Annotated in this window: 18 protein-coding genes and 3 rRNA genes; 4 read left to right on the forward strand and 17 right to left on the reverse strand. The window is 42.9% G+C overall.

From position 1 onward, the window contains the following. Nucleotide 1: 1 nt before the first annotated feature. The 4 genes from NXG62_RS08065 to NXG62_RS08080 form a co-directional block, all read right to left on the reverse strand. The gene (locus tag NXG62_RS08065; RefSeq protein ID WP_427111937.1) at nt 2-1060 is read right to left on the reverse strand and encodes a carbamoyl phosphate synthase small subunit; all 1059 of its coding nucleotides are present in this window, start codon (nt 1058-1060) and stop codon (nt 2-4) included. Next, on the reverse strand, nt 1057-2346 hold the full coding sequence (locus tag NXG62_RS08070) for a dihydroorotase (protein ID WP_427114261.1): 1290 nt from the start codon (nt 2344-2346) through the stop codon (nt 1057-1059). Before NXG62_RS08070 ends, NXG62_RS08065 begins: the two co-directional genes overlap by 4 nt. Next, the gene (locus tag NXG62_RS08075; protein WP_427111938.1) at nt 2330-3274 is read right to left on the reverse strand and encodes an aspartate carbamoyltransferase catalytic subunit; all 945 of its coding nucleotides are present in this window, start codon (nt 3272-3274) and stop codon (nt 2330-2332) included. The genes NXG62_RS08070 and NXG62_RS08075 overlap by 17 nt, the downstream gene beginning before the upstream one ends. 304 nt (nt 3275-3578) lie before the next feature. Next, the gene (locus NXG62_RS08080) at nt 3579-4196 is read right to left on the reverse strand and encodes a sugar O-acetyltransferase (RefSeq protein WP_427111939.1); all 618 of its coding nucleotides are present in this window, start codon (nt 4194-4196) and stop codon (nt 3579-3581) included. 113 nt (nt 4197-4309) lie between these two features. On the opposite strand from NXG62_RS08080, the gene NXG62_RS08085 reads away from it, so the two are divergent. Beyond that, nucleotides 4310-5200: a DMT family transporter gene (locus NXG62_RS08085; RefSeq protein WP_427111941.1), complete on the forward strand. Its 891-nt coding sequence runs from the start codon at nt 4310-4312 to the stop codon at nt 5198-5200. Nucleotides 5201-5377: 177 nt separating this feature from the next. On the opposite strand, the gene NXG62_RS08090 is transcribed toward NXG62_RS08085, so the two are convergent. The 6 genes from NXG62_RS08090 to NXG62_RS08115 form a co-directional block, all read right to left on the reverse strand. After that, complete coding sequence (locus tag NXG62_RS08090; RefSeq protein WP_427111942.1) at nt 5378-6292, reverse strand: hypothetical protein; 915 nt, start codon at nt 6290-6292, stop codon at nt 5378-5380. Nucleotides 6293-6311: 19 nt separating this feature from the next. Continuing rightward, nucleotides 6312-6899: an orotate phosphoribosyltransferase gene (gene pyrE / locus NXG62_RS08095; protein WP_427111944.1), complete on the reverse strand. Its 588-nt coding sequence runs from the start codon at nt 6897-6899 to the stop codon at nt 6312-6314. 4 nt (nt 6900-6903) lie between these two features. Next, the gene (pyrF, locus tag NXG62_RS08100; RefSeq protein ID WP_427111946.1) at nt 6904-7617 is read right to left on the reverse strand and encodes an orotidine-5'-phosphate decarboxylase; all 714 of its coding nucleotides are present in this window, start codon (nt 7615-7617) and stop codon (nt 6904-6906) included. Nucleotides 7618-7847: 230 nt separating this feature from the next. After that, nucleotides 7848-7964 (reverse strand): 5S ribosomal RNA (rrf, locus tag NXG62_RS08105). Between the two features lie 79 nt (nt 7965-8043). Further along, nucleotides 8044-10967: ribosomal RNA gene (locus tag NXG62_RS08110) — 23S ribosomal RNA — on the reverse strand. Between the two features lie 241 nt (nt 10968-11208). Then, a 16S ribosomal RNA gene (locus tag NXG62_RS08115) occupies nt 11209-12777 on the reverse strand. The 16S, 23S and 5S rRNA genes sit together here, the layout of an rRNA operon. 319 nt (nt 12778-13096) lie before the next feature. Between NXG62_RS08115 and NXG62_RS08120 the strand changes: the two genes are divergently transcribed. The 3 genes from NXG62_RS08120 to NXG62_RS08130 all read left to right on the forward strand — a co-directional run bounded on the left by NXG62_RS08120 (nt 13097) and on the right by NXG62_RS08130 (nt 15705). After that, nucleotides 13097-14032: a DDE-type integrase/transposase/recombinase gene (locus NXG62_RS08120; protein WP_427111947.1), complete on the forward strand. Its 936-nt coding sequence runs from the start codon at nt 13097-13099 to the stop codon at nt 14030-14032. Between the two features lie 249 nt (nt 14033-14281). Then, nucleotides 14282-15070, forward strand: a complete 789-nt coding sequence (locus NXG62_RS08125; protein WP_427111948.1) for a basic amino acid ABC transporter substrate-binding protein — start codon at nt 14282-14284, stop codon at nt 15068-15070. After that, on the forward strand, nt 15070-15705 hold the full coding sequence (locus NXG62_RS08130) for an HAD family hydrolase (protein WP_427111949.1): 636 nt from the start codon (nt 15070-15072) through the stop codon (nt 15703-15705). Before NXG62_RS08125 ends, NXG62_RS08130 begins: the two co-directional genes overlap by 1 nt. Nucleotides 15706-15765: 60 nt before the next feature. On the opposite strand, the gene NXG62_RS08135 is transcribed toward NXG62_RS08130, so the two are convergent. The 7 genes from NXG62_RS08135 to NXG62_RS08165 all read right to left on the reverse strand — a co-directional run bounded on the left by NXG62_RS08135 (nt 15766) and on the right by NXG62_RS08165 (nt 22094). Then, nucleotides 15766-17097, reverse strand: coding sequence for a hypothetical protein (locus NXG62_RS08135; RefSeq protein ID WP_427111950.1), 1332 nt, complete (start codon nt 17095-17097; stop codon nt 15766-15768). Further along, nucleotides 17087-18022, reverse strand: coding sequence for a DNA-binding protein WhiA (gene whiA, locus NXG62_RS08140; RefSeq protein ID WP_427111951.1), 936 nt, complete (start codon nt 18020-18022; stop codon nt 17087-17089). Before whiA ends, NXG62_RS08135 begins: the two co-directional genes overlap by 11 nt. 5 nt (nt 18023-18027) lie before the next feature. Beyond that, nucleotides 18028-19380: a gluconeogenesis factor YvcK family protein gene (locus NXG62_RS08145; protein WP_427111953.1), complete on the reverse strand. Its 1353-nt coding sequence runs from the start codon at nt 19378-19380 to the stop codon at nt 18028-18030. A gap of 14 nt (nt 19381-19394) precedes the next feature. Next, nucleotides 19395-20297, reverse strand: a complete 903-nt coding sequence (rapZ, locus tag NXG62_RS08150) for an RNase adapter RapZ (protein WP_427111955.1) — start codon at nt 20295-20297, stop codon at nt 19395-19397. A 19-nt stretch (nt 20298-20316) separates the two neighbouring features. Beyond that, the gene (locus NXG62_RS08155) at nt 20317-21117 is read right to left on the reverse strand and encodes a Cof-type HAD-IIB family hydrolase (RefSeq protein ID WP_427111956.1); all 801 of its coding nucleotides are present in this window, start codon (nt 21115-21117) and stop codon (nt 20317-20319) included. After that, nucleotides 21114-21515, reverse strand: a complete 402-nt coding sequence (locus NXG62_RS08160; protein ID WP_427111957.1) for a hypothetical protein — start codon at nt 21513-21515, stop codon at nt 21114-21116. The genes NXG62_RS08155 and NXG62_RS08160 overlap by 4 nt, the downstream gene beginning before the upstream one ends. Before the next feature lie 75 nt (nt 21516-21590). Further along, a complete protein-coding gene (locus NXG62_RS08165; protein ID WP_322351533.1) occupies nt 21591-22094 on the reverse strand; it encodes a DivIVA domain-containing protein in 504 nt (167 codons plus the stop codon). Nucleotides 22095-22125 lie beyond the last annotated feature (31 nt).

The raw sequence follows: 22125 nt of genomic DNA on the forward strand, positions 1-22125 counted from the left end.
ATTATTTCCCCTCCATCATTTTGATAAATTGTTCAAACAGATACAAATTATCAGTAGGTCCTGGTGATGCTTCCGGATGATACTGAACACACATAATATTCATTTCCGGACATGTAAATCCTTCCAATGTATTATCATGAAGATTGCGGTGCGTTACAACAACATTGTTTGGCAATGAATCTTCATCAATGACATATCCATGATTTTGCGAAGTAATGTATACCCGGCCCGTGCAAACATCCTTTACCGGATGGTTTGCTCCGCGATGTCCAAATGTCAACTTACGGCTTGTTCCTCCCAGTGCCAATCCCAGCATTTGCAGTCCCAGACAAATACCAAAGATAGGTTTTTGCCCAATCATTTTCTTTACTTCGTTTACAATATGAGGAACATCCTTAGGATCTCCCGGACCATTAGATAAGAAAATGCCATCAGGATTAATTGCCAACACATCTTCGGCTTTAGTTGCCGCAGGGAAAACAGTCAATCGGCAATCATTTTTTTCAAGGTCTTTTAAAATATTAGTTTTCGCTCCATAATCCATGACGGCCACATGGAAACGTCCGCTTCCTTGGTGTCTGATAGTTCTTGTTGTAACTTGCTGAACAAGTTGTGTTTCCAAAGGTGTATCAAATAATTCTTTTACAGCGTTTTCTTCCATATCAGCCGGAACAATAACACCCTTCATGACACCTTGCTGGCGAATCGAACGAGTAATCGCCCGCGTGTCAACCCCATATAAGCATGGAATGTGATGCGTCATAATAAAAGTAGAAAGAGTCCCCTCATTCTGCCAATTACTCGGCATATCACAAAGCTCGCTGACGATAAACCCATTAGCATATGGTTTATTTGCCTGTTCGATTTCATGAAATAATCCATAATTACCAATAAGCGGATAGGTCATGGTAATAATCTGTCCAGCATAAGAAGGATCTGTGAAGGTTTCTTGATATCCTGTCATGCCTGTATTAAATACAACTTCTCCTACTGCAGCTTCATGTGCCAGCATATGACCATAAAATTTCCGGCCATTTTCCAATATTAGGACACCTTTCATTTTAATACCACTCCATCCTTCATAACAAATTCCCCATTAACAATAGTTGCGACAGCTTTTCCTTTAAATATCATTTCATCAAACGGAGATGCATGGCTTTTTGAATAAAATTCCTCTGCATTCACCGCCCATTCTTTATTTAAATCAAGTATTGTAAAATCTGCAGATTTACCAGTTGCAATGACTCCGGCATCAAGATGTAAAATATGCGCCGGTGCAGTAGACATAGCCTGTATAATTGTCTTCAATTCCACTTTCTCTTGATGGTATAAAAAAGTTAACACTGCACCTATACTTGTTTCTAATCCCACAAAACCACTGGGTGCCGAATTAAATTCCTGATCTTTCTCTTCCCATGTATGGGGCGCATGGTCCGTTGCAATAACATCAATAGTACCATCTTTAAGACCGGCCACAACAGCTTTCCTGTGATCATTCGAACGTAATGGCGGATTGACTTTAAAACGCGGATCAAATGTCTTAAGAGCTTCGTCTGTCAATATCATATGCTGTGGTGTCGCTTCCGCCGTAACACGAATTCCGGCGTTTTTTGCCCTGCGCACCATGTCAACTGCTTTTTTTGTACTAATATGAGCAATATGTACTGCCGCTCCTGTGGCTTCTGACAAAAGAATATCCCGTGCGACAGCAATGTCCTCCGCAACAGCTGGACGTCCTTTTATTCCCAGCTCATTAGATACGATGCCTTCATTCATATTTCCTTCTTTGACAAGGGTTGCTTCTTCACAATGATCAATTAACACCTTATCAAACATATTGCCATATTCCAGCGCTTTCCGCATAAAATCTGAATTTTCAACATATCGCCCATCATCAGAAAAAGCAACGACACCGGCTTTTGCCATCCCTCCCATACCGGATAGCTCCTTCCCATTTAAATCTTTGGAAATGGATCCGATCACTTCAACTTTTATAACCCCTTCTTTTTCTGCTTTATATTTCACACCCTCTACAATAATCGCTTTATCAATAACGGGAGAAGTATTCGGCATTGTTGCAATACACGTAATGCCGCCGGCTGCTGCCGCCCTTGTTCCTGATTTCATATCTTCTTTGTCTGATTGTCCGGGCTGGCGTAAATGGACATGCATATCTATAAATCCCGGTGCGACAATCAATCCTTCCGCATCATATATTTGTGCTTCCGGTTCCTGAATATCTCTACCAATTTCTTTTATTTTATCATTTTCAATCAGGATATCGCAAATTTCATCTTGTTGTAATGCCGGATTTACTACTCGGCCTCCCTTAATGAGTAATGTCAACATCATCGCCTCCTATAATCGTTAAGTAAAGAACTGCCATTCGTACAGAAACTCCGTTTTTAACCTGTTCTTGTATAGCGGATTGACTCCAATAGCACACATCCGGTTCTATCTCCAGACCGCGGTTCATCGGACCAGGATGCATAATAAGTACATTTTTCTTAGCTTGCTGCAGCCGTTTATGATTAATACCATAAAAAGATGCATATTCTCCAGTACTTGGAAAAAATCCTACTCCCTGGCGTTCTCTCTGAATACGCAGTACATTAACTACATCAGCCCCTTCTAAGGCTTCATCCAAGTCATAATGAACAGTAACTCCCATGTGTGCTAATTCTGGGGAAAGGAGGGTCCGCGGCCCGACAAGATGTACATCTGCTCCCATAGTTTTAAGGCCATATATATCAGAACGTGCTACCCGGCTATGATTAATATCGCCGACAATAACCACCTTTAATCCATTAATGTGTCCTTTAGCTTCATGTATAGTAAATAAATCCAGCAATCCCTGCGTTGGATGTTCATGCGCTCCATCGCCGGCATTAATAATGGGAGGAGTAACAAATTGTGACGCAAACGCATGGCATCCTTCTTGTTTATGCCGCATAACCACAGCGTCAACACCCATAGCTTCAATCGTCAGTAACGTATCACGGAAACTTTCACCTTTTTCAATAGAACTTCCTTTCGGAATAAAAATAACAGTATCTGCTCCTAAATATTTGGCAGCCATTTCAAAGGATCCGCGAGTTCTTGTGCTTGGTTCCCAAAACAGATTCACAATAGACCGTCCATGAAGAAATGGAAGTTTTTTGTCATCTCGGTTAACAACCTCTTTCATTTTTTTTGCTACCCGCAAAATCAAATCAATTTTTTCTTTCGGCATTCCTTGTAATCCCAAAAGGCTTTGTCCTTTTAAACTGACCATCCGTTATCCTCCTTCAAAAAATTGAACTCAGAACTGGCACCAACAAAAAAGACCCCTGCCGAAAGGCAAAGGTCATAAAGAACATACAAAAAAAACATGTCCCTTCTTAGCCTCTCTGGACTATATTAAAGGTACCATCTTCTATCCAAAAACAAAACGGTTTCACTGAACCGTCTTCATATTTTCTTTATCTATTGTATCCATATGCAGACATAAAGTCAAGGGAAATATTAAGGTGGAATCATAAATTTATGCAAAGGCTGTCAATCACACTGTCTGCGTCCAGCAAAGAATTGCTATCACCCTATATATCTTTTTTACTGCTTTCATATATTTTCAGCCGCCCCTCCCAATAAAGACGATCTGCGTCTGTCAAGGAACGCAATATACGGCAAGGATTACCCGCAGCAATAACATTGTCCGAAATATCTTTAGTAACCACCGATCCTGATCCAATGACAACTCGATTTCCAATTGTAACACCCGGATTAATAACTACACTGCCTCCGATCCAAACACTGTCGCCAATTTTTACTGGTTTTCCATACTCGACACGAGTATCACGCACAGCAGCATCCAGCGGATGCATTGCCGTATAAATAGATACGCGCGGCCCCAACAAGACATTGTCACCTATCGTAATGGGACAAACGTCAAGCATAATACAATCATAGTTAGCGACAAAATCTTCACCAATATAAATATTACCTCCATAGTCACAATAAAACGGTGAACCTATCCAAAATTTTTTTCCAACACAACCTAATAATTGTTTATATAAACTATTTTTCCGATCTATTTCTCCCTCTTTACATTCGGCAATGAGTCGCCGTAATTTTCTGGAGCGAAATAATAAAGCATTTAATTCACTGTCAGGAAGTTTATATAATTGGCCTGACAGCATGCGTTCTTTTTCTGTCATTGTAATTTCTCCTACTCTTATTCATTTAATTCTATTGTAACTTTCCCTCGATAACTTTACAAGATTAGCTCATTTGATATAATAAATACATTGCTATGAAAGGAATGTATTCTATGGTTGAAGAAAACTTCAAACGAGGGATGCTTTGCACTGTACTTGGCTCCTTAAGCTGGGGGATATCCGGTACTTGCGGACAATACCTTTTTTCTAATTATCATATTGATGCTATTTTTCTGACAAATTGCCGTCTTCTGGGGGCTGGTACTATCCTCTTATTATTTGCACTCTCAAATCAGCGTAAACAATTGTTCGACTTATTACAAACTCGCCAAAATTGGTTTCGTCTTTTTCTATTTGCAGTTTGCGGTCTGTTATTATGTCAAATTACGTATTTATCTGCTATTCAATATTCTAATTCCGGTACAGCCACTATACTGCAAACGCTAAATGTGATTATGATGGCATTCTTATCTTGTTTCCATTTTCGCCGCTTACCGACATTACGAGAAAATATTTCCGTTGTTTTAGCACTTGTTGGGGTCTTCCTTATGGTAACAGGAGGCACACCTTCTCATATGCTGCTCTCCCCACAAGGATTGTTTTGGGGCATTGGTGCAGCTATAGGCTCCGTAATTTATACTATTCTTCCGAACCGCCTGATTGTAAAATGGGGTACTATCCCCGTTAACGGTTGTGCTATGCTTATAGGCGGCATCTTATTATCTTCTGTCTCTCACCCTTGGACTGCCTCAGTTTCTTTAGATATATACGGAATACTAGCTATTATCTTTATTATACTGATTGGTACGGTTGCTTCCTTTACACTATTTCTGCGCGGTGTAGGTGATATTGGTCCCGTAAAAGCCACTTTTATAGGAACATTAGAACCCGTATCCGCTGCTTTCTCTTCTTTTCTTTGGCTTAATACTCCCTTCTGTCTTGCTGATTTTTTTGGTTTTATTTGTATTCTGACTACGGTCTATCTTATTACGCTCCGACATTGATATTCACATATATAAATAAAAAACACAGATATTCATCCAAAAAGTGTAGTGACCCCATAAGCTAGATTTCTAGGTCTAACTTATGGGTGTCAGTACAAAGATGAATATCTGTGTTTTTTGTCTATAGAAAAATATACGATTTATCAGCAGCATGCATGCAATTTTTCAGAACGTATCCTACGAAAAAAGCGGTAATTCCGGAAATCCCGAAGGAACTGGCTGTGTTAACATAAATATAAGAACAGCTAAAACAGTTAATCCCAACGCCAAATAAGAAAATTTCCCTTTATCCGATGGAACATAAACGCCGAACAGCCGAACACCAATAGCGGCTCCAATCGTTGTAAATAAGGATCCCAGAGAAAAATAACGGTACAAAACAAAAGATATCAGCAACGCTACTACTTGTGCAGTATTGATAACAATCGGATAACAACGGCATAGTACAGAACGATTATTGCGGTGCATAGCCCCTAACCAGTCAGAAGCATCTATCCCCGTAATTCCAGTTATAAATGCAGCACCATACAAAATCTTATCCCAAATAGACTGCATGGCATTGCGGTTTCCAGCAGCCCACATAAAATAAGCAAACCCAATAATAACAATACCATCGAAAGCAAAATACCATTCTTTAGGTATAAACTGCACCAGAATCAAACCAATTACGACAAGTATAGAGGCAATGCCGCACATAATCAGCAATTCTCTGATTGATGGACGTATTTTAGGTTCCATTTGCTTATATATCATAGCAAAAATTTCTAATAAAAATATAGCTACAAAGAATGTAATTCCCATAAAAGGCTGTATTGCAATACCTGCTATCGTAAGAAGAATAGGAATAACAATACGTATTCCTGGAAAAAAAGTAAAATTTTTAAAACTAATACGATGTTCTTGAGAGTAAATCGTAAAATATGTATATGTGTTAAAAGTCAACATAACAACTACTGCTTCCACCGGAGTAGCACCCATGTAAAGTATACCCATCAACACACACATGCTCATGTTGATTCCGGTAATACGGGCTGCTATAGAACCGACAAGCCCGGCATTAAAAAATGGAAGAATCGCAAATAATAAGTCCATACATACATCTCCTAATATATTATTTTATATGGTGACTGCCACGTTCTGTCATCGGAATTTCCTGCTTGCACATAGGACATTCTTCCGGTTTATATGTAGGCACTGTCAAGTGAAGCAATGCCTGGACATCTTCTTTTGGTACTCCAAACTCAGCTTTGCCTCCGCTGCGATCAACCAAAAGTCCCACTCCCACAATGACACCCCCACTATTTTTCACAACATTAACAACCTCTTGCACTGATCCTCCAGTAGTAACAATATCTTCAACAACGAGTACGCGTGTCCCTGGTTCAATACGGAATCCTCGCCGTAAGGTCATTACACCTTTTTCTCTTTCTGTAAAAATAGCGCGTGTTCCCAAAGCCTTGCCACATTCATGCGCAAGTAGAATACCACCTGTCATGGGACCAATAACAAGTTCAACTTGTTTATCCTGAAACCGTGCTGCCAATTCTTTACAAAGCTTTTCGGTATACTCCGGATGCTGCAATACATTGAATTTTTCTACATATAATGGGCTGTGCAATCCAGATGTTAATAAGAAATGCCCTTCCAATACGGCTTCTGTATCTACTAATAATTGTTTAACTTCTGCTTCTGTCATCATACAATCATACCCCCTGAATTTCTTCTATGATTTTTTCAACAGCCAACACTGGATCGTCTGCTTTCATAATAGGCCTCCCAATGACAAGATGAGAAGCTCCGCAAAGTAACGCCTGAACAGGAGTCGCTATACGTTTTTGATCATTTATTTGCGCAAAAGCTGGCCGAATGCCAGGTGTAACAATAAGGAAATCATCCCCACAACATTTACGAATATCCATAGCTTCATGCGGTGATGCCACAACCCCATCAATACCAGATTTCTTGGCTAAGAGAGCCAATCGTTTCACTGTATCTTTAAGCGGCACTGCACCGCCAACCTGTTGCCAGCTTCTTTCATCAAAACTAGTCAATACGGTAACTGCCAATAATTGCGGTGAAGATATCTGCAGTTTTTCTGCTTCATTTTTTACAGCTTCTACAGCAGCCATCATCATGGCTTCGCCGCCAGTTCCGTGCAATGTCATAAAATCAGCTCCCAATCTTACGAGAGCCCTTAAACTCTGACCTACCGTATTAGGAATATCATGAACTTTTAAATCAAGAAAAACTTTTTTCCCCTGATCTTTCAAATATCGAACAGAATCTGGCCCGGCACTATAAAATAATTCCATGCCAACCTTATAAAAAGAAATGTTCTCTCCCAACCTTTTCACAATGCTTTGCATATCATCTAATGAGTGAACATCCAATGCTGCAATAATTCTATTATCTGCCATATTATTCCTCCCATATCAAAAAAGCTCCCCGTGCCATATACGGAAAGCCTTTGTGTTAAGGCATATCTAATTAATTATGTCATGTTTTTCATACACTGTCAATGAAGGTTCCCTATTTTAAACTTTTCCTCTCACTATGCACAATCATAAAAAGATTAAGGATATCACGAAAAATAAGAAAGCTCAATACGACAAAAAGACCAGCATACTGGTAAAGTATGCTGGCTTCCAATCAGCGGCTTCCTATCCTCCCAGGGCGCTTCCACCCAAGTACTTTCGGCGTTTGCGGGCTTAACTGCTGTGTTCGGCATGGGAACAGGTGGATCCCCGCAGCTGTCGCCACTGAATCGTTCAGGGTCATACCCTGACAACCACAAAGAAAAGTATCTGCGAACTAAAGGTCTTACATAGCGGATGTTTCGTGCTTAAGTCAAGTCCTCGGTCTATTAGTACCGGTCCGCTCCATACATCACTGTACTTCCACTCCCGGCCTATCAACCACATCGTCTCTGTGGGACCTTACTTACTTGCGTAATGAGAAACCTCATCTTTAGGCTGGTTTCACGCTTAGATGCTTTCAGCGTTTATCCGTCCCGGACGTAGCTACCCAGCTGCACACCTGGCGGTATGACTGGTACACCATTGGTCCGTCCACTCCGGTCCTCTCGTACTAGGAGCAGCCCCTTTCAAGTTTCTTCCGCCCGCGATGGATAGGGACCGAACTGTCTCACGACGTTCTGAACCCAGCTCGCGTACCACTTTAATGGGCGAACAGCCCAACCCTTGGGACCTACTTCAGCCCCAGGATGTGATGAGCCGACATCGAGGTGCCAAACCTCCCCGTCGATATGGACTCTTGGGAGAGATAAGCCTGTTATCCCCAGGGTAGCTTTTATCCGTTGAGCGATGGCCCTTCCACTCGGATGCCACCGGATCACTAAGCCCGACTTTCGTCCCTGCTCGACCTGTCCGTCTCGCAGTCAAGCTCCCTTCTGCCTTTGCACTCTGCGCGCGGTTTCCGTCCGCGCTGAGGGAACCTTTGGGCGCCTCTGTTACTCTTTTGGAGGCGACCGCCCCAGTCAAACTGCCCGCCTGAGACTGTCCGCAAGCTTGTTACGCTTTTCGTTAGAATTCCGGTAAAACAAGGGTGGTATCCCACCAGCGGCTCCGTGAATACTGGCGTACTCACTTCCCTGCCTCCCACCTATCCTGTACGTCTCTTACCAAAATTCAATCTCAGGTTACAGTAAAGCTCCATGGGGTCTTTCTGTCCAGTCGCGGGTAACCTGCATCTTCACAGGTACTTCAATTTCACCGGGTCCCTCGTTGAGACAGTGCCCAAATCGTTACACCTTTCGTGCGGGTCGGAACTTACCCGACAAGGAATTTCGCTACCTTAGGACCGTTATAGTTACGGCCGCCGTTTACTGGGGCTTCAATTCACTGCTTCGCTTGCGCTAACACTTCCTCTTAACCTTCCAGCACCGGGCAGGTGTCAGCATCTATACATCAGGTTTCCCTTTAGCAGACGCCTGTGTTTGTGGTAAACAGTCGCTTGGGCCTCTCTTCTGCCGCCCATTCCGGCTCCGCGCGCTTCTGCGCTTCACCTACTCTGGGCTATCCTTTTCCCGAAGTTACGGATATATTTTGCCGAGTTCCTTAACGAGGGTTTTCCCGCGCACCTTAGAATTCTCTTCCTGCCTACCTGTGTCGGTTTACGGTACGGGCACCACAGTCCTCACTAGAAGTTTTTCTTGACAATTTAGGTCCGGCCCCTTCGCTTCTGTCTCCAGAAGCTCCCCATCGCTTCTCGGCCTTCCGGATGAGGGATTTGCCTCTCATCCAACCTACCAGCTTGGACATGCTCTTCCAATCGCATGCGCGCTTTCCTTCTTGTGTCGCTCCTTCGCTCGAACAGACTGTCGTGGTACAGGAATCTCAACCTGTTGTCCATCTCCTACGCTTCTCCGCCTCGGATTAGGCCCCGACTTACCCTGGGTCGACGATCGTTGCCCAGGAAACCTTAGGCTTTCGGTGGAAAGGATTCTCACCTTTCTTTTCGATACTCATACCGGCATTCTCTCTTCCTGCCGGTCCACCTGTCCTTCCGGTCAGGCTTCTTCCCTGCAGGAACGCTCCCCTACCCATGTGTCCTCAGACACATGCCAAAGCTTCGGTTCCGTACTTTAGCCCCGGTCATCTTCGGCGCAGAGTCTCTCGACCAGTGAGCTATTACGCACTCTTTTAATGGTGGCTGCTTCTGAGCCAACATCCTGGTTGTTTTCGAAATTCCACATCCTTCGCCACTTAGTACGGCATTGGGGACCTTAGCTGTTGGTCTGGGCTGTTTCCCTTTTGACTACGGGCCTTATTACTCGCAGTCTGACTCCCATGTATAAGTACAGCCATTCGTAGTTTGATTAGGTTCAGTATCCGGATAGGACCCTACCCCGTTCAGTGCTCTACCGCCTGTACTCTCGCCATGAGGCTAGCCCTAAAGCTATTTCGGGGAGAACCAGCTATCTCCACGTTCGATTGGCATTTCACCCCTACCCACATCTCATCCAAAAGCTTTTCAACGCTCACTGGTTCGGTCCTCCACACATTTTTACCTGTGCTTCAACCTGGACATGGGTAGATCACTGTGGTTTCGGGTCTACTCCATCCAACTTGTCGCCCTGTTCAGACTCGCTTTCGCTGCGGCTCCACGTTTCCCGCTTAACCTCGCTGGATGAAGTAACTCGCCGGTTCATTCTTCAATAGGCACGCCGTCGAGCTGATATATATACGCTCTCCGACTGCTTGTAGACATACGGTTTCAGGTTCTCTTTCACTCCCCTCCCGGGGTGCTTTTCACCTTTCCCTCACGGTACTATGCGCTATCGGTTCATGTCAGTGTTTCGCCTTGGAGGGTGGTCCCCCCTGCTTCCCACAAGGTTTCTCGTGTCTCGTGGTACTCTGGATCCTACCCCGCGCGCGCCGTTTCGCCTACCGGGCTTTCACCGTCTCTGGCCCAGCTTCCCAGCTGGTTCGGCTCGCCTTGCGCGCTTGTTGGTAGTCCGCAACCCCGGGTCGGTTGCCCGTCCCGGTTTGGGCTCTGCCCCGTTCGCTCGCCGCTACTTGGGGTATCTCTGTTGATTCCTTTTCCTCCGGCTACTTAGATGTTTCAGTTCACCGGGTGCCCTCTCTCACTTGCGTGGAGTGGCAGCACTCCTGCTGCCGGGTTTCCCCATTCGGAAATCTGCGGCTCTCTGGTTACTTGCACCTCCCCGCAGCTTATCGCAGCTTATCGCGTCCTTCTTCGGCTGACATGGCCTAGGCATCCGCCGTACGCCCTTACTTACTTGACTTTCTCTTGGTACGTTCGTACCCACCTACTATGTTTGAGTTTCTTCGGTTCGTTAAGTTTGACTCTCTTTATTTAAAGAGGTTTTACTTATTCAATACTTTTCTATGCAGTTGTCAAGATACGCGTGAGATACCATACAAAAATGGCCTCTCAAAACTAAACAATGTAACGTACATGTACCAAAGTGCCGACCTAAAGATGACTGCAGGCACCCCGTCGGGGTCCTGCCCATGTCTCCCTAGAAAGGAGGTGATCCAGCCGCACCTTCCGATACGGCTACCTTGTTACGACTTCACCCCAATCATCGCCCCCACCTTCGACGGCTGGCTCCTTGCGGTTACCTTACCGGCTTCGGGTGTGAATGACTTTCGTGGTGTGACGGGCGGTGTGTACAAGGCCCGGGAACGTATTCACCGCAGTATGCTGACCTGCGATTACTAGCGATTCCTGCTTCATGCAGGCGGGTTGCAGCCTGCAATCCGAACTGGGACTCTGTTTTTGGGGTTTGCTCCGGATCGCTCCTTCGCGTCCCTCTATTGAGAGCCATTGTAGTACGTGTGTAGCCCAAGCCATAAGGGGCATGATGACTTGACGTCATCCCCGCCTTCCTCCGCATTGTCTGCGGCAGTCTCTCCTGAGTCCCCACCCTTACGTGCTGGTAACAGAAGATAGGGGTTGCGCTCGTTGCGGGACTTAACCCAACATCTCACGACACGAGCTGACGACAGCCGTGCACCACCTGTTTTCTTGTCCTCCGAAGAGGAAAAAGGCATCTCTGCCTCGTTCAATCAATGTCAAGGCTTGGTAAGGTTCTTCGCGTTGCGTCGAATTAAACCACATACTCCACCGCTTGTGCGGGCCCCCGTCAATTCCTTTGAGTTTCAGCCTTGCGGCCGTACTCCCCAGGCGGGATACTTATTGCGTTAACTCCGGCACAGAAGGGGTCGATACCTCCTACACCTAGTACCCATCGTTTACGGCCAGGACTACCGGGGTATCTAATCCCGTTTGCTCCCCTGGCTTTCGCGCCTCAGCGTCAGTTGTCGTCCAGAAAGCCGCTTTCGCCACTGGTATTCCTCCTAATATCTACGCATTTCACCGCTACACTAGGAATTCTGCTTTCCTCTCCGACACTCCAGCCTGCCAGTTTCCGTCCCATCACGGGGTTGAGCCCCGCACTTTTAAGACAGACTTGACCGGCCGCCTGCGCGCCCTTTACGCCCAATAATTCCGGACAACGCTTGCCACCTACGTATTACCGCGGCTGCTGGCACGTAGTTAGCCGTGGCTTTCTCTTACGGTACCGTCACTATCTATGGGTATTGGCCATAGATACGTTCGTCCCATATAACAGAGCTTTACGACCCGAAGGCCGTCTTCACTCACGCGGCGTTGCTCCGTCAGGCTTTCGCCCATTGCGGAAGATTCCCCACTGCTGCCTCCCGTAGGAGTCTGGACCGTGTCTCAGTTCCAATGTGGCCGTTCGTCCTCTCAGACCGGCTACTGATCGTCGCCTTGGTGGGCCGTTACCCCTCCAACCAGCTAATCAGACGCAAACCCCTCCTCCGGCGATAGCTTATATATAGAGGCCATCCTTTCATCATCCGGCCATGCGGCCGTTTGATCGTATTCGGTATTAGCAGCCGTTTCCAGCTGTTGTCCCCATCCTGAGGGCAGGTTGTTTACGCGTTACTCACCCGTTTGCCACTCGGTCTTTTAAGAAGCAAGCTTCTTGAAAGACCTCGTTCGACTTGCATGTGTTAAGCACGCCGCCAGCGTTCGTCCTGAGCCAGGATCAAACTCTCCATGATATATGAAGAGCCATTCGGCTCCTTCTTGCTATTGTTTTTGGTTCGTTTTCTTACTCGTTTTGACGTCTTGTTTCCAAGACCTCGCACTCTGGCGTTTGTTTGTTCGTTACATTGTTCAGTTTTCAAAGGTCATTGCTGTCGTCCGACAGCTTAATTAGTATATCAAAATCTCTTCCGTTTGTCAAGAGACTTTTTTTATCAGCCTTGATGGAGCCTGTAGGTTTACCATAGATATGTTACAAAAACAGAAAAGAGAGAACACCTTTTTGTGTTATGCTTAAGTTACTACGCAAAACCATAACAGAAAGGGAGTCCTCTCATGAACAGCATAACACAAGATGTAAAATATCGTCTATCTATTCTTTCCTATGCAACAAAGCATGGTGTCACAAAAACTGCCATAAAATATCGTACGAATCGCCAGTTTATCTATCGCTTGCAATGGCGCTATGAGGGTACCCCGGCATCGTTACAGCCTCGATCCAGACGTCCCCACCATCATCCCAATCAACACACTTCTCAAGAGATGACACTGATTCAGAACATGCGACGACGAAATCCCCATGCCGGACTGGTCGTGTTTTGGGTCAAACTGAGAAAGCGTGGTTACACACGTTCCATCACGGGCCTGTATCGCTGTCTGAGGCGTATCGGACTGAAACGGAAATCGATACCTAACCCCAAATACATCCCCAAGCCCTATCAACAAGCGCTGTTCCCTGGAGAAAAAGTACAGATCGACGTAAAAGTCGTTCCTTCTGCCTGTATCGTGGGGCAGGCGGATGCACGGGGTGAAAAGATGTACCAGTACACCGCTATGGATGAATGTACCCGTGTTCGCTATTGGGAAGCGTTTCAGGAACAGAGTACCTATTCCTCTACTGTGTTTCTCCAACATCTTGTCAGAAAATGTAAGTTCCCTATTCACAAAATTCAAACCGATAACGGATTTGAATTTACGAATCGATTTGGTCCAAGCAAACTGGAAAAATTAACTTTATTTGAACAGCAGTTAGCAGCGTATGGCATTGTACATCAAAAAATCCGTCCCTATACACCAAGACATAACGGAAAGGTAGAACGATCTCACCGAAAAGATAACGAGTATTTCTATGCGAATCATCGCTTTTATTCCTTTGAAGATTTCAAAAAACAGTTGGCTGTCCGTAATAGAGAATACAATAATTTTCCTATGCGTCCTCTGGCTTGGAAATCTCCTAACGAAGTCCTTCGTTCTTTTCTTGCTACTGTGTAACATATGTTTGACAAACCTACACTTTTTTTATCAGCCTTGATGGAGCCTCGTTTCCTTGCCCTCATCGCGACGACTTGATTAGTATATCATTCGAAATGCATATCGTCAAGAGGTTATGTGAAAAAAATATTTATTTTCTTCTATATATTTATTATCATCACTTTTTCTTTTTATTGTTTTCATTATTGTATTTATGTATAATATTAATATCTTACATATTTACAAATTATATTTTAGGAGATGTTTGAAATGAACAAAAAATGTATCGCTTTTGTCGCTGCATCTATGGCGGCTGTGACAATGATTGCAGGCTGCGGTTCTTCAACGGGTGATAAAAAAGATGGCGCACCGAACGAAAGAACTTTTGTTGTCGGCACGGAACCGACATTCCCGCCATTTGAATTTACACAGGATGATAAGTATGTAGGTTTTGACATGGATTTTTCCCAAGCCATTGCCGACAAAATGGGACGGAAACTTGAAATCAAAAGTATGGGCTTTGATGCATTGATTCCGGCTTTAAAAAGCGGCCAAATCGATATGATTGCTGCCGGTATGGATGCTACTCCGGAACGTAAGAAACAAGTACTGTTCACAGATGTATATTTCCGCGGCGGCTATGTTATTGTTGTACGTAAAGATAACACGGACATTACTGGTTGGGACTCTTTAGCTGGGAAAACGGTGGGAGCACAAGTAGGTACTAAACCTGTGGATATAGCTCAGAATAAAGGTGCCAATGTAAAACAGTACGATGCTAACAGCCAAGGATGGATGGAACTGGGAAGCAAAAGCTGTGATGCTGTTGTCATTGATAATGCCGTTGCCATGTATTATCTATCCCAAGGGGGTGATAAAGATTTGAAAATAGTAGGCGAGCCTATTATTTCGACTGGTTCCGCACTTGCTATCAGTAAAGATCATCCAGAAACATTAGAAGCTGTTAACAAAGCTGTTGCTGAATTGAAAAAAGACGGAACATATGCTAAATTATATAAAAAATGGTTCGGTCAAGAACCACCAAAGGATGCTAATTAATGTACAAAGCCTATGTGTTTGATTTTGATTACACATTAGTAAATTCCGAACAAGGCATTGTTATGTGCTTCGAAATGTTATTGGAAGCGGAAGGATTTCCATCTGTCTCCCGTAAAAAAATTTGTCAAACGATCGGGAAATCTATGCCGGAGTCTATGAGCATTATAACAGGTATAACGGATAAGTCCCATATTTTAGAATTATGCCGGTTATACAAAATTCGATATTCCGATAAATACATGACTCCAAATACTTATTTATTTCCTGATACCCGAAGCACGTTGGAAAAACTCAAGAATCAAGGCGCACTATGTGGAATCGTATCAACAAAAACACGGCATCGCATTAATCAAACAATAGAAATGGAACATCTGGAACAGTTAATTGATTTTGTCATTGGCATCGAAGATGTAGATCTTCCAAAACCAGCACCGTACGGTCTCAAATTAGTGCAAAAACGGTACAATCTTTCTCCGCAAGATATATTATATATCGGAGATAGCCTTATCGATGCACAGACGGCTCAAAACAGTCAGGTTGATTTTACCGGCATTACAACGGGTACTACAACGGCTGCTGATTTTGAATCATATCCATTTGTCCGTATTATAAAAAAATTAAGCGAGCTTGTTTAAAAAGACACACCCTGCAAAAAATGAGTTGCTGCACATGTAATACGTGCAGCAACTCATTTTTTAATTTATCCCGGTATTTGATTCTCCTGCATGAGTATTCTTATCCGTAAGAGAGGTAGATGTTTCTGCCGAAGCAATCTGTACATCTATATGCTCTGTCTTCACTGTATCTTTTTCACTTTTATCTTTTTTCTTATACCCAGAAGTTAACGATTCATTGACGTCTGCATGCTTTGGAACTATCTGCTGCTGTTTCTGCCGTAATCTATCTGCATTTACCTGATCTATAAATTGTTGCACTGTATTATCGGGAACAATAATAAGACGAACGGGCAAATTGGCAGCTCCGGGAGGCATCAAGTGAATATTTACATCTGTTCCTGCGTCAAAAGAGTCAATATATTGCATGGCATCAGCATCATTACCACCCATACTGTATACGCCAGCCGGCGGCACTTCCACCAATTTACAATTATTACGATACAGCATTTCCACAACGCCGGCATATTCTCCGCCTTGCGGATTAAAATATACATGTATTTTTCCTTTTCCTTTTGTTTTTAAATTAATATTGTAATCTACACCATAATTACCAACGTTTTCAGAATTTCGATTATCAATAATATCTTTTCCCTTCACAAAGCGGTCTACACGCCCATCAGCTACGGTTATATAGCGGATTCCCTCGCTTGGCAAATAAGGGGTTACTAACCCTAGTTCTCGATTCATACCATGAAAACTACCTCTCAATTTCACAGCATCACTCTCTAAATAGCGACATTTCTTGACAAAATTGACCGGATCAGCATCATACGGCATAATAACTGTAAAAATCTGCATCATGTCAGATAATGTCATATCTACAATTCCAGAATACAAAGCTTCCGGCTGAATCGCAACAGCATTGATCCGTTGACCAATAACTGCATAGGATAGAGGCGGAACTTGTATCTTATTACTGGTTGGCACCATTTCATAGTACATCAAAGATAGTTCTTTCCCAACACGGTAGTATTCATCACTGGGCCAGGAAAACTGATAGCGATTCACGTATATCATTGCCGCTTTATCTGATGGATTATATGCCATGACCGCAATTTTTCGAGGTCCGTTCATTTGGTTCACATGGTAAAAATAAACACGACAATCGCCTTTCATCAAATCCGTATAAAGAACACCATCTTCCGTCGCATATTCTGGACTATCCGATAAAAGCAATGTGCCTGTTTCTTTAGGCACTGTCATTACAGCAGGCAACATGGGTGAATGAATAATTTGAAGCATGACATCTCTGTCATCCGGGCCTGCGAATACCATTGATGCCGATACAAAAAACGGCATAACCGCAGCTATACTTATTACAGTAAATTTAACAATTTTCTTAATTTTCATTTTCACGTTGTCCCTCTATATTTTTAGCTATATCAGCAATTTTTTTAAACCGATGCATAAGTCCCGGTTTAGTTAATCCAGAAAACTCTGCCAATTCACTCAATGACGATTCCGGATGATCAAGCCGCAACTTTGCTGCTTCCTGCAGTTTCATAGTCATCCGATCATATAATCCCGCTTCTTCGATAGTATAAATATATTGAATCTGTCGAATGGCAGCATCTACGGTCTTTTGCAGATTGGCCGTTTCACAATTAACAATACGATTCACATTATTTCGCATGTCTTTAAGTACTCGAACACTTTCAAACTTCATATAAGCTTGATTCGCTCCGATATATTGCAAAAAAGAAGAAACTCCATTTCCTTCTTTTAAATAGACGAGATATTCACCCTTTCGGTCCGTAATTTTAGCGGGTAATTGAAAATGTCGCATAATTTTGAGAATTCGCTTGGCAAAAATTTCATTACCTGTAACTAATTCCAAGTGATAATCTCCCTTTGGCTGATTTACCGAACCGCCTCCTAAAAAAGCCCCTCTTAAAAAAGCACGCCGGCAATCCACTTTTTTAAGCTGCAAATTATGAAATTCTCCAGCATGAGGAAACAAAGATAGTTCTTCGAGAATATGCGTACTTTCATGTGAAGGAATGACACGCAGGATATAAATATTTTTTTTCCGTAGTTTCAGCCCCTGACGCACAAGTACTTCCGGACGGATTGAAAAAATACGCATCCACATAGATAATGCCTTACGTGCCACAGCATTATTGGATGTACTAAATTCTATGCCAGCCGTTTGTTTAGGACCCAAAATAATAGAGCCGCCCATACAAAGCAGTGCCGCTAACTCCGCATATCGGCAGGCAGCATTTTCTGGTTTATAATGGGCAGCTTCATTCTTCACTTCTTCTGCAAAAGACACGAATGTCACCCTTTCGTGTGTGTCATATTATACCGTTTTAAATAATAACGCAATATTTCCGGCGACAAATCAGTTCGCAGCGCATTAATTAAATCAAATAGCATATTCGCTAACTTTTTTGCATCATGAGTTGCTCCCGTTTTTTTGTCTACCAAATCAGAAAGAATCAACGTAGCTCCGGTAGCTTCAATTTGTTTTTTATCAATTTTTACCGGATAGGCTCCGACCAATGCATAGTGTTGCAAAATATCCGGTTCAATCATACCATTATTAGCAAGGACAAAATCGATAATATTAGCACCGGCATGCTGATTAATAGCTTTAAGATGATCTGCAACAGAATATCCATCTGTTTCACCTGGCTGCGTCATAACATTACAAATATATATTTTTTTAGCATTACTATTGCGAACGGCAGCGGCAATATCAGGAACCAGTAAATTAGGCATAATGCTCGTATAGAGACTTCCCGGTCCCAAAACAATGGCATCTGCCTTTATAATCGCCTCTACCGCAGATTGTATAGCACGCGGATGTTCCGGCGTCGTAAAAACACGCTTGATTTTACCATGTACGTCTGGAATTCGTGATTCCCCTTGTACGATTGTACCATCGGCCATTTCTGCATTAAGCAGAATTTTATCTGCCGAAGACGGAATAACTTTGCCGCGTACCTTCAAAATTTTACTGGAAGCATCTAGTGCCCCCTCGACATCACCCAAAACTTCAATCAGTGCTGCAATAAATAAATTTCCAACACTATGCCCGTTTAATTCCCCTGAACCGCCAAAACGATGAGCAAACAGTTTTTCCATCAAGCCTTCTTTATCGGCTAACGCCACCAAACAATTCCGCAAATCTCCAGGAGCAATAATATCAAGATCCTGTCGAATTCGTCCCGATGAACCGCCATCATCAGCAACGGTTACAACAGCTGTTAAATTATATGTTTTTGTCTTTAACCCACGCAGCATGATAGATAATCCCGTACCACCACCAATGACAACAACTTTAGGTCCTTTGGACAATTTCATATTAGAAAGAATCAAGTCGCTGATATTTTCAGATTCATTCGGCATAATAGCATCCAACATCGTACGGATAAGACGCCGTGTTGCCCAGCCCATAACAAATACTCCAATAATCAGCCAGATAATGCCAACTGTAGCCAGCACTGTATAGTTATAATGCCCCGTTGCTTCATATAGCATCCGGAAAGCCCATTCTTCAATTTGTCCAAGCCACTGATAATTAAATGTAAGGACGAGACCAAAACTGGTAGCCATCATACCCAGACCAAATAAAAACAACCATCGTTTTATATGAAGACCCGGATGCAACCATCTAAATAATCGCATCAATTACACCTCCATCAAAGCTTCTCATCATCAGATACGTCTTCCTCTACATCATTTTTTTCAATATCACGATGCTCAATCGCAACATCCATACCGTTTTTCTTTAAATGACGGTACATGGCTTCTGCCATGCAAACACTGCGATGCAAACCACCCGTACACCCAACGGCAATAACTAACTGACTTTTTCCTTCTCTTTCATAGTTAGGCAAAAGAAAATCAACCATATCAAACCATTTACGCATAAAAGTCTGCGTAATGGGAAATCCTTCAATATAATCACGTACAACAGGCACTCTGCCTGATTTATGTCGATATGCCTCAATATAAAAAGGATTAGGCAGAAAGCGAACATCTTCTACAATATCGGCATCAATGGGGAGACCATGTTTAAATCCAAAGGAAACAACCATTACCGAAAGGCCCTTTCCCCGTTCACTAATAGCAAATTTCTTTTTTAATACTTCCTTAAGCTCACCAGGCTTCATATTTGACGTATCAATGATAAAATCAGCCTCTTTGCGAAGTTCTGCAAGCTTAAGGCGTTCTTCAGCTATTCCTTGACTAATTCTATTATGCGGAGCCAGTGGATGCACCCGTCTCGTTTCCTTATAACGGCGTACCAATACCCTATCATTCGCTTCAAGAAACACTATTTCATAAGACACACCTTGTTCTTTCAACTCTTTTAGCGACTGACTCATCGCATCAAAAAATTGTCCGCCGCGAATATCGGCAACGAGAGCTACATGTCGCACTCTTTCTCCGCCTTGTATACACAGTTCAGCAAACTTTGGAATAAGAACAGGCGGTATATTATCGATGCAAAAATATCCAATATCTTCCAGTACTTGTACTACATGTGTCTTACCCGCACCGGACATTCCGGTCACAATAATAAGGTGAAACTGCTCCATAGTTGCCTCCTTTATACTATCACAAAATAAATTTCTCGATAGCGGCAGCAACGCCGTCATCATTATTGGAGGTAGTCACAAAATCAGCCGCCTGCCGTATTTCATTTTCAGCATTGGCTACAGCAACAGAAAAACCTGCTCTTTCCAGCATAGCTATATCGTTTTGAGAATTGCCAATAGCCATAACATTTTCCGGCCGAACGTGAAATATGCTGCATAATTGACAAAGACCAGTTCCTTTGCTGATTCCTTTATGTACGATTTCCAACATCGTTTCTTTTGACCGCATTAATTTAAATACGCCGGGCATCGCTTGCTCTATTTCTTCTTTTATTTGATCCAATTCATGTTGCGTACCATGAACCAACATTTTAGAAGGACTTCCTTCTGGATGATAAAAGCTTTCCCCTGCTATGAGAGCTTTTGTTCCTGTAATATTTTCATAATTTTCAATATAATGGTTATAGTAAGGAACTCGAACTACGTCGTTAATATATGTCTGCAAGAACCATTGTTTTTCTTTGGCTAACAGCAAAAGTGTATTTGCATCTTGCGAATCAATCGGACAATGATATAAAATTGTTCCCGTATCTACAGTCTGAATTAATGCCCCTGAATAAAGCATCATGGGTATATCGCCTAATTTTAACTGTTTTCCGTAAGGCTGAGCGGTAGAAAACATACGTCCTGTAGCAATAACAACGGCAACATCTTTTTTACGCGCCAACCCTATCGTATGGACCGTATGATCAGATACGGTAATATCATCGCGAAGTAACGTATCATCCAAATCAATGGCCACCATTTTTATTTCATTCATTTTGTTTTTATCCCCTGTCTCCAGTCAAAAAGCTGTCCTGCCGGCGGTGTATTGTGAGCCGCTGTACTATTCTCTCTATTTACATATGATAACTCTTCTGAAAAGGAATCCTGCAATTTGTCAATCTCTTCTTTTTGTCCAACCGTCGCTTTCTGGCGATTTTGAATAGCGGCAGCTACCATTTGTACCATTTCATATCGGGTCAATGAATATGCCGGAGAAAATTTGCTCATATCTGAACCCGTCAACCCTGCTTTTGTCAAGTCATAAACCGCTTTATATTCCCAGCTTGTTCGTTCCATCGTATCAAAAGGGTTGGGTGCATATGGATTATATGCCATAACTGATCCCGCCATCATCATCATTAAACTGACCAAAATCACGAGCTTTCGTTTCATCTTATTCCTCCTAAAAAAATATACTCCCTCTCAGGTTTAACCTCTGTCATACCGGAAAGAGAGCATATGTTGGAATCATTTTTTTTCTTCAACAACCGGTTCCTTGGAAGCGGTTTCTGTCCGGACTTCCTCTTCTTCAAGAACCATATCATCCAACAACCGCAGCTGGCTGGTAAGAATCGACCTGACTTTAGCCCGGAATGCATTAACCTGCGTTTTCATTTTGTCCATATCCTTCTGCGTTGTCTGAACATTAAATGTAGTTTCATCCAACATTTGTTTTTTCTTATTTTCTGCTTCCTGTAAAATCAAATCAGCTTCTTTTCGAGCAGATACCTTTACATTTTCAGCAGTTTGCTGAGCCAACATCAATGTACTGTTCATCGTAGATTCCATTTTTTCATATTGAGACAATTTATCTTGCAGTTTTTCACTGCGTTCTTTTAACTCACAGTATTCACGATAGACTTTTTCATAGTCACCTGCTAAATCATCCATGAAAGCATCTACATCTTCTTCACTGTATCCACGAAAACCGCGTTTAAATTCTTTATTATGAATATCCATTGGTGTGAGCATTGTATGATTTCCTCCTAAGTAATTATGAAAT

Origin of the sequence: Megasphaera sueciensis (genome assembly GCF_050219315.1) — a bacterium.
Taxonomy (GTDB): domain Bacteria; phylum Bacillota; class Negativicutes; order Veillonellales; family Megasphaeraceae; genus Megasphaera_A; species Megasphaera_A sueciensis.